We start from the raw sequence: 13455 nt of genomic DNA, 5'->3' as shown, positions 1-13455 counted from the left end.
GAAGGTGATATCAATGCATTATCCGTTATGGGATCAATTAGAACAATTAAAAACGTCATCGTGGATCGACTTGACCCACACGTTTGATGAAACTATTCCGTGTTTCAGTGAATTTGAACGCGCAAAAGTCTCCACACTTTTTAATATTGCCGATGATAGTTTCTATGTACAAAATTGGAATATTGTAACCCAGTATGGTACACATATTGATGCACCGATACATTTTGTCGAAAAAACACGTTATCTGCATGAAATTGACTTAAAAGAACTCGTATTACCACTTGTTGTTCTAGATTTTTCACAAGAAGTAGCAGCAGATGCTGATTTTATTTTAACGCAGGATCTTATTAAACAATGGGAAGCCAAACATGGATCCATAGAACCAGGCACATTTGTCGCTTTCCGAAGTGATTGGTCTAAGCGGTGGCCAGATATTGAACGTTTTGAAAATAAAGATGCAAAGAGCAATCTCCACCTACCCGGTTGGGGGTTAGACGCTTTGCAATATTTACTAGAAGATAGACAAGTGAAATCAATAGGACACGAAACGTTTGATACAGACGCTTCAATTGATGTTGCAAAAAACGGAGACATTATAGGCGAGCGTTACGTATTGGGACAAGACACCTTTCAACTTGAATTACTAACGAATTTAGACCAATTACCTACACGTGGTGCTATTATTTATGCCATTAGCCCAAAACCAAACAAAGCACCCGGGTTCCCAGTACGTGCTTTTGCTATTAAACCATAACCATCGAATGGAACTGTCCATTCTGTCTCTAAAATATAAATCATTATAAAACCTAGCCATTATAAAATATATAAGAAATTGAGCCCTTCTTATATTTCCTTTCTATATAATAGATAAATTCTAAAAACGATAAAGTCGATATGCGTTTATTAAAAAATAGTAAAGCGTACATTAAGTAACGCTTTACTATATATGAGTGCCAAAGTTTTCAATCATATCGCCAACCTAACTGGGGCGGGAGTAAGATATCAAATGAAATATTTGATTTCTATCCCGCCTCAATTTTTTGAATAAATTCATAGGCCATAAGTTGGATTTTTTTATAGATGATAATCTCTATCATTTAAAAATTATAAAACAATGTTATACTTCATTTAAATTCTATTATACGAATAGCGTGTAATGATTCACGCTTTGCTATAAATTATTAATACAATACGAGGTGACCTTTTTGGAATTAAATAGAACAAATTCCCCTTTTGATGAAAATCAATTGGAACTTATAAAACAACTCATGCCAACACTGTCATCAGATCAACAGTCTTGGTTAAGCGGCTATTTACTTAATACTTCTACAGGTGAAGGTGACCTAAATCAATATACTGATGATCATGCTGAGCCCTCAGAGCATTTAAGTGAAAAGACTGAGCCAACTGAATCAACAGCATCAACTGAAACAGCTACTTCAGAAGCACCCCAAACAGATACTACTGCCACTTCTACAGATGAACCATTAGAAGTAAATATTTTATTCGGTACAGAAACAGGAAATGCTGAAGAAATAGCAGATGAATTCGAAACGAAATTAAAAGAACATGACATCACAGTGCATACTTGGGAGATGGACGATTTTCCTCAAGAAGATTTAACCAAAGTGAATCATGTGTTTATTATCACTTCAACACATGGCGTGGGCGAGCCCCCAATCAACGCTTTAGATTTTTATGATTTTCTACACGGTGATGAAGCGCCTGACTTAAGCCATTTAAATTTTTCAGTCCTTGCATTAGGCGATCAAGACTATCCTGATTTCTGCCAAGCCGGAAAAGATTTTGATAAAATTTTAGGTGATTTAGGCGGCAATAGATTAGCTGATCGTGTCGAATGTGACTTTGATTTTGAAGAAACTTCTGAGCAATGGATTATTGATATGCTTGAACTTTTGACTCAAATATCTTCTGGAAATCAAAATGAGGAACCCATCGATGAGGATGTTATTGTAGAAGAACCACAAGCACCCTATTCAAAAACACACCCTTTTTTCGCTGAAGTAGTCGAAAATAGCGTGTTGACTGAACCAACTGCAACACGTGAAGTCAGACATCTCGAGCTATCTTTAGATGGCTATGGTGAATCCTACGAACCAGGAGATAGTTTAGTCATTGTTCCTAAAAACAATCCCGTGCTTGTAGAAGAATTAATCGATACATTAGGCTGGGATAGTACGAGTTCTATCACTATAGATAATAGTGACCAAACTGTTTCATTACAAAATGCACTTACAAATGAATTTGAAATATCTAAGTTAACACCTTCCATATTAAATAATGCCGCAGCATTATTTGGAAATCCTATGTTAAACGCAAATGTGCAGAAAAAAGAATGGGTTCAAAACTATATTTATGGTAGAGATTTCATCGACTTAATCAAAGACTTTACCCCTGTATCACTTACACCTGATATGTTAAAGGATTTATTAAGAAAACTACCGCCTAGAGAGTACTCTATTGCAAGTAGTAATCAAGTTAACCCTCACACCGTGCACATTACGGTACGTGTTGTGAAGTATGAGGCACATCATCGTGAACGCCAAGGTGTTTGCTCTGTACAACTTGCCGACCGCACACAAACAGGCGATAAAATCCCTGTTTATCTTAAAAAGAACCCTAATTTCAAGTTCCCATATAACAACCATACGCCAGTCATTATGATCGGTGCTGGGACAGGTATCGCGCCTTACAGAGCATTCCTTCAAGAAAGAGAACATTTACAACTTAGAGGAAATCAATGGTTAATATTTGGAAATCAAAATTATGACGCCGATTTCTTGTATCGTAGTGATTTAGAGTCATGGCTTGAAAAAGGTATTATTAGCAAATTAGACTTAGCTTTTTCACGAGATACAGAAAACAAAATCTATGTCCAACACCGTATTGAAGAGAATGGCGCAGATTTCTATAAATGGTTAAGAAACGGTGCAACCGTTTATCTTTGTGGTGACAAAGATGAAATGGCTAAAGGGGTGCACCAATCACTTGTAAATGTATTAGTGCAACATGGTGACTTTACTCAAGCACAAGCGGAAGATTATTTAACAGAACTCATTAAAAATCAAAGATATCAACGAGATGTGTATTAATTTAGGATATAAATATCTTAAATTAATAATCACTATCTTAATCAACGCTAAATAGTTACGGATAAAATGATGTAGTTTGAATTCATTTTTGTTCGTACTCAATTTTTAAAAGGTGGCTATAATATGACTCAATACGCAATAACTTATGACAATGCATTAGTACTGATAAACAAAGAAAATGAGCATATTCAACTTGAAAGAAAATTAGAAGGTATGAATACGATTTCGGTGGCCCAAGACCCTCATGCTAGAGATACACTTTATTGTGGCACATTTGATCGCGGTTTATGGAAAAGTGTAGACAAAGGTCAGACATGGTTCCCTATCGGCACACGTTTTACTTACAATAGTCCATTCAACAAAGATGACATTCACATGACAGCTGTCACTGCAGTTACAGTTATAGATACAGGCGATAATCGCAGTGCTGTACTCGTAGGTACTGAACCTAGTGCTTTGTTCATATCATATGATCAAGGTGATTCATTCGAATTGCTTACCGATTTTAGTCATATTACTGGTAAAGACCATTGGTTCTTCCCTCCTAGACCACATACGCATCACGTAAAATGGTTTGACACAAATATTAAATCACCAAATATGATTAACCTTACAATTGAGGCAGGTGGCTTTATTCAATCCACTGATGCGGGTCAACATTGGGAGGCGCCAAAGACACAAGATACACCAATTGATATTCATGTCTTAAAAAGTCATCTAGAGTATCCTAATAAAATGTACGGTGTTTTAGGTGACGCTTTCTTAAATGGAGGTCGAGACACCTTTATTGAAAGTGATGACTATGGCAAGACTTGGACGACATTTATTGATGGTATTGAGCACAGATACGGTTATGGCTTAGCGGTTCATTCTCTAAACCCAGATAATATTGTTATCGCTACTTCAGACTCTCCATTTGATGCACATAACTATGGAAATAACACATTTTCCACGATTTACTATATTGATAAAAAGCAAGAAAGTAAGTGGACAGAAGCTACCAAAGGATTACCTTCTCCAGATGGCACATTAGTTTCAGCGGTTACTGAAAGAGATGGCATTTTTTATCTTGCTAATAACAACGGTGTTTATTATTCAGATGATGGCGGCATCCATTGGGTAGCATTTGATATAGCGTGGCCAGATTCACTTACATCTCAACACGCGCATCAATTCATTACTTTAAATTAGAAAATATTACAACAAGTCCCCTTAAAACTTAGGACGCATCCAAGTTTTAAGGGGACTTGTTTATGGTCAAAAACTACATCAGTCAGAGTAAATGTATGCCACTTATATAGTTTACATAGTATTCATTGGTAAAATTTGATTTAATTATGGCAACAGGGGGGGTGCAACATTTATGGAATTAGATGTGATTTACGATAATTATTTACCAGAAAGCAAAATTATCATGCATTGTCACGAACATGCAGAACAATTACCAGAAATTATCGCTTATATAAAACAACTGTCCCAAAACAAATTATTTCCCGGAAAATACAATGAAGCTGTTTACTATATTAAACATCAAGATATTATTTGTTTTCGTATAGAAAATAAGATTTTAACGATTATAACATCGGATTGTCAATACACCACTACGCAATGTTTATACGAAGTGAAATCACAACTTAATACACAATTTTTACAAATTTCAAAATCTGAAATTATAAATATTAACTATATTGATTATCTAAAACTCAATAAAAATGGCACTATTGAAATTCGATTTACCAATAATGCTTTCACGTATTCTTCAAGACGCTATTTATCATTAATCAAGGAGGCTTTAAAACTATGAAACGTTTATTTCATGGCGCTATAATAGGCATTGCTGTCGGTGTTATGATTGCTTTAATATGTTCCACTATCTTTGCACGGAATGAATTTCATCCAGTTTCTCCTGTATCGACGATGGGTGAGTATTATTTTCAACATTTAAGTGAATTACAAATTATGTTTATTTCAGTCATTATCTGGTCGCTCATCGGTATTACTTTTAGCTTTGGTGATTTGATATTTTCAAACTCTAAGAAGTCTTTATTATTTAAAACATCGCTTCACTTTAGCCTTATGCTTATCATTATGTTACCTTTGGCAATATTAGCAGGATGGTTTCCGCTTAAAATATCAGCCATTCTATTTTTTATCATTATTTATACAGTTGTCTATTTTATGATATGGTTTATTGAAACAAAACGTAATCAACACGATATCAATGAGATTAACGATATAATTTCAAAACGAAAGCATAATAGACATCAATAATAACTAACCATCAAAAGATATTTGTAATGTTACGTCTCTTCTTTAATCAAAACGTTATAATAACCAAAACCCCCTTAAATGTGATGATTTCACATTTAAGGGGTAAATATTGATGTTTCAACGTTATGATCTTATATATTCAAAGATACCTGCAGCGCCCATACCAACGCCAATACACATCGTAACCATACCATATTTTGTGTCTGGACGTTTTTTCATTTCTGAAAGTAATCTACCTACTAGCATCGCACCAGTCGCTCCGAGTGGGTGCCCCAATGCAATTGCCCCGCCGTTGACATTTGTTTTTTCAACATCTAAGCCTGTTTCTCTCATAGAAGCTAACGTTTGGGATGCAAATGCTTCATTTAATTCCACTAAATCCATATCATCAACGTTTAAATTTGCTTGTTTCAACACTTCAGGAATTGCGTATGCTGGACCAATACCCATTACTTTAGGATCTACACCAACGGCTTTAAAGCCGACAAATCTGGCAATAGGTTCTACACCTAGCGCTTTTACTTTTTCACCTGACATAACAACCACAAAGCCTGTGCCGTCAGTTAAGGGTGCCGAGGAGCCTGCTGTCACTGTGCCATCCGCCTTGAAAACAGTAGGCAATTTAGACAATGTCTCTTGATTCGTGTCTGGTCTAATCAATTCATCATTTTTAAATACTTCTTGTGAAACTACTGGTCCGTTTTCATTATAATCAACTTTGTTCACTTCAATTGGAATGATTTCGCCTTCAAATTTACCTTCTTCTTGTGCTTTAGCAGCACGATAATGACTTTGTACTGCATAGGCATCCTGGTCTTCTCTAGAAACATTATAAGTTTCAGCTACCATTTCTGCAGTTAACCCCATTGGATAGGAAACACCAGAATCCTCATCTTGGAGAATTGGGTTGTTCGTCGGTTCATTGCCTCCCATAGGTACTGCACTCATAAGTTCTATACCGCCTGCAACAAGTATGTCTGCTTGATCAGCGATAATTTGGTTCGCTGCGTGTGCAATCGTTTGGAGTCCTGAAGAACAGTAACGATTGACGGTTTGTCCTGGCACCTCATTCGGCATGCCAGCTAACAAGGCAATGGTTCTGGCAATATTTTGACCTTGTAAGCCCTCAGGAAATGAATTTCCAACAATAACATCTTCAACCATGCTAGGTTCAAATGAACCTCCAACTCTTTCTAATACACCTTTTAACACTTTCGCAGCAACCTCATCTGGTCTTTCATGATTCATTGCACCATGCTTTGCTTTACCAGCTGCTGAACGTCCGTAAGCTACTATATATGCATCTCGCATTTAATTTCACCCTTTCTTCTATAATGTCCGATTATTAGTTGCGTAATGGTTTGCCTTTTTCTAACATATGAGAAATTCTGTCGTATGTTTTTTTGTTTTGTAGTAATTCTAAAAATCTTTCTTTTTCGAGTTTTTGTAAATATCTTTGGTTTACATAGGTATTACGTGGAATATCTCCGCCACTCAGTACTTCTGCAACTTTCAATGTTATTTCATAATCATAATTACTGATAAAGTGGCCTACACGTTGTGCATCCAATTGACCTTCTGCTAAGGCTTTAAAGTCTCTGCCTAGAGCAATATATTGGGATTTTGGAAGTGGCACATAATTCGTTTCCGATTCATAACGTGCACGTTTCAACGCCATTTCTATACGTCTCTCCGTGTTTAAAATAACTGTATCCGTCTCTCTTAAATAGCCATATCGCTTAGCCTCATAAGCATTTGTAGATACTTTAGCAAAACCAATCTGCATTAAAATTTTTGTAATAGAAGCTTGTTTATCGTCATTTTTATGATTTGTACGCATGATGCGGTCAGTAAGTTCTGCTAGTCCACCACCTGCTGGTAATAAACCTACACCTGCTTCTACAAGACCAATGTAAGATTCACTTGCTGCCACGACAATTGGTGAATGTAATACAAGTTCACAGCCCCCACCTAGAGCGCGACCATGCACAGCTGTTACAACAGGTTTTAATGAATGTTTTAATCTCGTAAACACATGATGTAATTGCTCTACCGCTTCTCCTACTTCAGAAACAACTTGTCCTTCTTCATGCGCTTTCTTCATTTGATACAAGTTAGCCCCTACACTAAAGTTGTTGCCACCTGCGTAAATGACCATACTCGTAAAGTCTTCGTTTTCAAGTTTATCTATAGCCTCTAATAAGTCTGTTAAAAACTGATTTGAAATAACATTGTTTTTACTTTGTAATTTTAATAACAACTGATCTTCATTTGCTACAGATAAATTAGAATCTGATCTATCCCATATTGCTTTATCAATATAGGCTGTTACTGGTGTAACGCGCTCAATCGATTCGCCTTTAGCATAAAATGACTCATTACGCTGTTCAATCCAATCTGGTAATTGACCCAACTCTTCTTTCATACGTGATTTAACACGTTCATAGCCCATAAGATCCCATAATTGGAATGGCCCTAACTTCCAGTTAAAGCCCCAAACCAATGCGCGGTCAATATCTTTAAAGTCTTCAGCTGCTTTAGGCACATTAATCGCTGAATAGTAGAAGTTATTTCTCAATGTTTCCCATAAAAATACGCCAGCATCATCTTGCGCATTAAAAATAACGTCTAAATTCGATGCGAGATCTTTACTAAATTTACCTAAAATTGCTAGCTGTGGTCGTTGAGGCTCTACGTAATCATTTTGTTCCTCATCAAAAACATAGCGCTGTTTATTTACTTTTTTGTAAAAGCCTTGTTTTGTTTTATTACCTAATGCGCCATTTTCCGCTAACTTTTCAGAAAGTGCTACGTCTTTGAAGAATGGTTGTTCTTCCGGCACTTTTTGTAGTCCTTTAATCACAGTCATAGCGATATCTAAACCTACTAAATCTGACAGGCCATATGTGCCCATTTTAGGTCGACCGATACTACGGCCAGTTAATGCGTCAACTTCCGTAATAGAGAAGCCTTGTTGTTCTGCTCGATACATAATATCGTTCATTGTTTGTGTACCTACACGGTTGGCCACAAACCCTGGCACATCGTTTGCTACAATAACACCTTTACCTAACACATCCTCTGCAAAAGCTTGCACACGTTTTACGACATCTGAATGCGTTTGTTTATTCGGGATGACTTCAACTAATTTCATAATTCTAGGTGGATTAAAGAAATGCATTCCGAAGAATCTTTCTTTGTCTTTGTCATCAAATACTTGAGCGATTGCTTCAATTGGGATACCTGATGTATTGGTTGCAAAAATAGCGTTATCACTAGCTACTTTTTTAACTTGATCCCAAATTTGATGTTTAATTTCCACTTCTTCTTTTACCGCTTCTATATATATATCTGCGTCATCATCTTCTTGTAAATCCTGTTTAAAATTTCCATACGATAAATTGGACGCAAATGATAAATCAAACAGCTGTGGTCGTTTAGGATTAGTTATAAATTCATACGCTTTTTTCGAAATTTTATTAGGATCATTTTCATCAATGACAATATCTAATAATTTAACTTTTAATCCTGCATTCACAAGTAGTGCAGCAATTTGGCTTCCCATTGTTCCTGCACCTAGCACTGTCGCTTTTCTTATCGTCATACTAAACCCTCCAATTATTTTTTATAACATTTTATGCACATATGTTTATATAAATGCTGAATCTCCTGTGATCGCTCTTCCGATAACTAACGCGTTGACTTCATGTGTACCTTCATATGTGTATATTGCTTCAGCATCTGCAAAGAAACGCGCGATATCATACTCTCCAGCTAAAATACCATTACCACCATGAACCCCACGGCCCATGGCTACTGACTCTCTCAGTCGTAATGAATTCATCATTTTAGCTGTTGACGTTGCGACTTCGTCATACTCACCGTTAGCTTGCATACGTGCAAGTTGCGCGCATGTAGCCATTGCTTGTGCCAAATTACCTTGCATCATTGCCAGTTTCTCTTGAATTAACTGGAATTTACTAATTTCTTTGCCGAATTGTTTACGTTTAGTTACATAGTCTGTAGTCGCTTTTAATGCCCCAGCCATGGCTCCTGTAGCCATGTAAGCAACACCCGCACGTGTTGAATATAAGACTTTTGCAATGTCTTTAAAGCTATTAATATTTTGTAGACGTTGTGCTTCTTTGACGACTACGTTTTTCAAACGAATTTTTGCGTTAGGCACAATTCTAAGTGCAATTTTATGCTCTAATAGCTCGATTTCTACACCTTCTTGGCTTGGTTCAATAATGAAGCCTTTAGGTTTACCTGTTTCCACATCTACAGCGTATACTGGCATGACATCTGAAACATTTGCTCCGCCAATCCATTTCTTCTCTCCATTGATAACCCATTCATCACCTTGACGTTGGGCAGTCGTTTCTAACCCACCTGCAACGTCTGATCCATGTTCTGGTTCTGTCAGTGCAAAACACGTCCGTAATTCATGTGATTGTAATTTAGGTAGATAGTAAGCTTGTTGTTCTTTACTACCACCAAACCAAAATGAATTATGTCCTAAGCCTTGATGTACACCTAACAAAGTTGCTAAAGATACATCAAATCTAGCGATTGTATATGACATGAAAAATTGAAACATTTGACTCGGTGTACGCGCGCCTTCACGCCCTTCAAAAAGCAATGGATTGTTAAAATAATCTAGCTTCCCTAATTCTTCAAAGTAATCTTCTGGTTCAGTAGCATTTAACCAATGCTCATTGACAGAATCGCGGTATTTTTCTTCTAACATATCATTCAATTGTTTTAATAATTTAACTTCTCCTTCAGTTAAATCTTTCCCGATACTTAAAATATCTTCCGGGTACAATGCTTTTAATGTTTCTTCTTTTGTTGGCATAATTAAAACCTCCATTTTGTTATCGCTTACATATATATTGAAAATTTTTTCGCTTTACGCTTTTCTCGATATTATATTTTAATTCAATTCATCGCTACCTTGTGCTTCTTTTTTAGCTTTTTCGTTCATATATTTTTGGATTTCTAACTTATCTGCTTTTGAAGTTGAATTTAATGGCATATGTGTTAATTTCAAATATAGTCTCGGTATTTTATAACCAGCAATATTTTCTCTCATATGCGCATCTAATTTTGTTTCAAAATCTGGATCATCTTCTGTAAGAACAACTGCAGCAGATACAGATTCACCAAATTTAGGGCTATCATATCCCACTACAACGCCTTGAGCTACGAGTGGATGCTCTGATAACACAGCTTCAACTTCGGATGGCAAGACATTTTCACCACCCGTAATAATCATCTCTTTACGACGATCAACAATATAGACATCGCCATCTTCATCTACCTTGGCTAAATCCCCTGTTAAGAAATACTCGCCATGAAAAGCTTTTGCAGTCTCTTCTGGTTTGTTCCAATAACCTGGTGTGGTATTATTCCCACGGACGCCAAGTTCTCCAATTTCTCCAACTTGTACTTCTTCAAAGTTATCATCGAATATGCATATATCCATAAACATAACAGGTTGACCAATACTAGCTGGTTTCTGTGCACCGTTCTCTGGCGTATTGACCATAACAAGTGGCGCTTCTGTTAAACCATACCCATTGATAATAGAATAGCCCATACTGTTAAATTTCTTTTGTACCATTGGTAAGGGCGCCGATCCTCCTTGTATTAAGAAATCAATGCTCTCAAAATTTTTCAAGTCGAAATTTTCTGCTACTAACATGGCATAATACATCGTTGGAATTTGAATTAAATAATTAGGTTGATATTGAGCCATTAAATCGTTTAAAGCTTCACCATTAAAGTAACGTTGTAATACAAGCGTGCCACCAGCCATTAATAAAGGAAGCGTCAAATCATTAAATCCTAGTACATGAAACATCGGCGTCGATATAATTGTCGTGTATGTCGCATTAATTTTATAAGTAAGTGCCGTGTTAATAGGATTATTTACAAAAGAGTCATATGAAAACATAACGCCTTTAGGTAATCCTGTTGTACCGCTTGTATACATTAATGAAGCTAAATCACTACCTTCAACACTTACAGTATTAAAAGGACGATGATGCGATGGATCTACAATATTATCATAAGCTTTTGAATCAATATCCATGTGAAGCAGGTCGTCTGCAATACCTTCTAAGCTCGAAACATGCTTCTCAGCATAAAAAATCAGTTTCACGTTCGAATCTGCGATAACACTTTGTATTTCTTGTGTTTTTAAACGCCAATTAATTGGTAAGTAAACGGCGCCTATTTTAAATGAAGCGAACATAACATCCAACAAAGCTACATCATTTGGCGTAAATATGCCTACAACGTCTCCACGTTGAACTCCTTGGTCTTGTAAGTAATTCGCTAAATTTTCTGCACGTATATTCAAATCTTGATAAGACCATTCTGTACCTTTGAATGGGTCAATCACCGCGGCTTTACTATCATCAAATGTTGCTCTTGTTTTTATCCAGTCGTAGTTCATATTTTTCTCCCCCTTAGTTTAAATACGATATTCCGACTTTATCTCATCAGACAATCTTCCCCACTTACATTGATAAATATCATGATTTATCTCTTCTAAGTGTTCTGCAATGATTGGTTTAAAGTCCATACTTGCTAGAATGTCTCTTTCTAAATCTAGTCCAGGTGCTATTTCAATCAGTTTCAATCCTTGTTGTGTAAGTTCAAATACAGCACGTTCTGTAACAAAATAAACATCTTGATCAAGCGCAAAAGCATTTTCAACATTGAAATCAATATTATCAATTTCGTTAATAAATTTTGGTATGTGACCTTCTTGTTCAACACTTACCTTATGAGGCGCATAGTTTAGTTGACCCCCGACAACTAATGAACCTGAAAAAACAATCGTTTTGACAGTCTGGCTAATGTCAATAAACCCGCCACAGCCATTCATTTTATTGCCGAATTTTGAAACATTTACATTGCCTTTGGCATCTACTTGGGCAAAGCTTAAAAATGCTATATCTACACCACCGTTATAGATAAAATCCCAAGTCATGTCGTGTCTCATGCGTGCGCTTAAATTATAATTCATACCAAATTGCTTGCCACTACTAATCAAGCCACCATAAACGCCTGTATCTATATTGGGTTGAACTAAATCGTTAACCCCTTCTTCAATTAAAAGATTGGATAACTCATTATTAATGCCAAAACCAATACTGATGACATCTCCTTGAAGTAGGAATTGAGAAGCACGTCTCAAAATAACTTTTCGCGTGCCTAATTCTATATATGGTTCTCGCATTTCTGTAATCTGATAATGCCCTGAGAGCGCCGGATCATAATATGTTTGCAACACTTGTCTATGATATTTAGGGTCTCGGTTTACTACGACATAATCAATGAGTTTGCCAGGTATAAAAACATCACTCGGATTAAAACGGCCATTTTGAATCACTTCTTTAACTTGAACAATCACTTTACCGTTATTTTTATGTGTACGCGCCGCCAAACTAAAACCCTCTCCTAAATGCGTCTCATGCGTCATGTAAATATTGCCATCTTCATCAGCATAAGTGCCTCTTAGTAAAGCAATATCGATTTCTGGAAAATGATAGTTCAAATAAGGCTCATCATTAATATTAATTAAAGAAACTAAATCTTCAGTAGTACGTGAATTGACCTTCCCACCAGAATAACGTGGATCCACATTCGTATTTAATCCAATTTTCGTAATGGGTCCTGGTAAAGCTTCTGTACTTCCACGATAGTGTGTAGTAATGACGCCTTGAGGAAGATAATAAGCTTCTATATCATTATTTTGCATTGCTTGAATGGTTACCGGTGAACCAGTAATAATACTAGTGATTAATCGTTTAATCATACCCCTTGAAACGAAAGCATCTAAATCATAACTGTCTCCGCGATAATCACTGATATCATTAGCGAGCATTATCGTTAAATGATTGAGTGATCGATCCTCATCATATTGTTCGACTAACGTTTTAAGTATCTCAGCTGGTAAATTTGCTGTAGATAAGGCTGCCAGAGCTATAACATCACCTTCGTTAATGATGTTTTTCAAATCTGAAAACGGAATAATTTTCATACAGGTTCTCCTATC

Annotated in this window: 10 protein-coding genes; 5 read left to right on the top strand and 5 right to left on the bottom strand. The window is 36.3% G+C overall.

All coding sequences use genetic code 11. The annotated features are described in order from the left end of the window. Positions 1 to 13: 13 nt before the first annotated feature. The 5 genes from KA894_RS05420 to KA894_RS05400 all read left to right on the top strand — a co-directional run bounded on the left by KA894_RS05420 (position 14) and on the right by KA894_RS05400 (position 5384). A complete protein-coding gene (locus KA894_RS05420; RefSeq protein WP_119487882.1) occupies positions 14 to 754 on the top strand; it encodes a cyclase family protein in 741 nt (246 codons plus the stop codon). A gap of 451 nt (positions 755 to 1205) precedes the next feature. Continuing rightward, positions 1206 to 3113, top strand: a complete 1908-nt coding sequence (locus KA894_RS05415) for a diflavin oxidoreductase (RefSeq protein WP_119487883.1) — start codon at positions 1206 to 1208, stop codon at positions 3111 to 3113. Positions 3114 to 3236: 123 nt separating this feature from the next. Then, positions 3237 to 4304 (top strand): WD40/YVTN/BNR-like repeat-containing protein, encoded by a 1068-nt coding sequence (locus KA894_RS05410; protein WP_119487884.1) that lies wholly within the window; start codon positions 3237 to 3239, stop codon positions 4302 to 4304. Positions 4305 to 4476: 172 nt separating this feature from the next. Beyond that, the gene (locus KA894_RS05405) at positions 4477 to 4917 is read left to right on the top strand and encodes a LytTR family DNA-binding domain-containing protein (RefSeq protein ID WP_119487885.1); all 441 of its coding nucleotides are present in this window, start codon (positions 4477 to 4479) and stop codon (positions 4915 to 4917) included. Beyond that, positions 4914 to 5384, top strand: coding sequence for a DUF3021 domain-containing protein (locus KA894_RS05400; protein WP_107643865.1), 471 nt, complete (start codon positions 4914 to 4916; stop codon positions 5382 to 5384). Before KA894_RS05405 ends, KA894_RS05400 begins: the two co-directional genes overlap by 4 nt. A gap of 123 nt (positions 5385 to 5507) precedes the next feature. Here the strand turns inward: KA894_RS05400 and KA894_RS05395 are convergent, their stop codons facing one another. The 5 genes from KA894_RS05395 to fadX all read right to left on the bottom strand — a co-directional run bounded on the left by KA894_RS05395 (position 5508) and on the right by fadX (position 13440). After that, entirely contained in the window at positions 5508 to 6695 is a 1188-nt protein-coding gene (locus KA894_RS05395) for a thiolase family protein (protein ID WP_119487886.1), read from the bottom strand. A 34-nt stretch (positions 6696 to 6729) separates the two neighbouring features. Further along, positions 6730 to 8988 carry a 3-hydroxyacyl-CoA dehydrogenase/crotonase FadB gene (fadB, locus tag KA894_RS05390; RefSeq protein WP_115342489.1) on the bottom strand — a complete coding sequence of 753 codons (2259 nt, stop codon included), beginning with the start codon at positions 8986 to 8988 and terminating at the stop codon, positions 6730 to 6732. A 45-nt stretch (positions 8989 to 9033) separates the two neighbouring features. Continuing rightward, positions 9034 to 10242, bottom strand: a complete 1209-nt coding sequence (gene fadE / locus KA894_RS05385; RefSeq protein ID WP_096811151.1) for an acyl-CoA dehydrogenase FadE — start codon at positions 10240 to 10242, stop codon at positions 9034 to 9036. A gap of 78 nt (positions 10243 to 10320) precedes the next feature. Then, entirely contained in the window at positions 10321 to 11847 is a 1527-nt protein-coding gene (gene fadD / locus KA894_RS05380; protein ID WP_107643866.1) for a long-chain-fatty-acid--CoA ligase FadD, read from the bottom strand. Positions 11848 to 11865: 18 nt separating this feature from the next. Further along, a complete protein-coding gene (gene fadX / locus KA894_RS05375; RefSeq protein ID WP_119487888.1) occupies positions 11866 to 13440 on the bottom strand; it encodes a fatty acid degradation protein FadX in 1575 nt (524 codons plus the stop codon). Between the last annotated feature and the right edge of the window lie 15 nt (positions 13441 to 13455).

The organism is Staphylococcus sp. GDY8P131P, assembly GCF_017891975.1.
Taxonomy (GTDB): Bacteria; Bacillota; Bacilli; order Staphylococcales; family Staphylococcaceae; genus Staphylococcus; species Staphylococcus nepalensis.
Note: the sequence above shows the minus strand (reverse complement) of the source record. Positions and strands in the feature narration are given on the sequence as shown.

What these genes read in the sequence shown, in the direction of transcription:
- KA894_RS05420 (WP_119487882.1), top strand. Translation starts at nt 14, where the DNA reads ATGCATTATCCGTTATGGGATCAATTAGAACAATTAAAAACGTCATCG.
- KA894_RS05410 (WP_119487884.1), top strand. Translation starts at nt 3,237, where the DNA reads ATGACTCAATACGCAATAACTTATGACAATGCATTAGTACTGATAAAC.
- KA894_RS05405 (WP_119487885.1), top strand. Translation starts at nt 4,477, where the DNA reads ATGGAATTAGATGTGATTTACGATAATTATTTACCAGAAAGCAAAATT.
- KA894_RS05400 (WP_107643865.1), top strand. Translation starts at nt 4,914, where the DNA reads ATGAAACGTTTATTTCATGGCGCTATAATAGGCATTGCTGTCGGTGTT.
- KA894_RS05395 (WP_119487886.1), bottom strand. Translation starts at nt 6,695, where the DNA reads ATGCGAGATGCATATATAGTAGCTTACGGACGTTCAGCAGCTGGTAAA.
- fadB (WP_115342489.1), bottom strand. Translation starts at nt 8,988, where the DNA reads ATGACGATAAGAAAAGCGACAGTGCTAGGTGCAGGAACAATGGGAAGC.
- fadE (WP_096811151.1), bottom strand. Translation starts at nt 10,242, where the DNA reads ATGCCAACAAAAGAAGAAACATTAAAAGCATTGTACCCGGAAGATATT.
- fadD (WP_107643866.1), bottom strand. Translation starts at nt 11,847, where the DNA reads ATGAACTACGACTGGATAAAAACAAGAGCAACATTTGATGATAGTAAA.
- fadX (WP_119487888.1), bottom strand. Translation starts at nt 13,440, where the DNA reads ATGAAAATTATTCCGTTTTCAGATTTGAAAAACATCATTAACGAAGGT.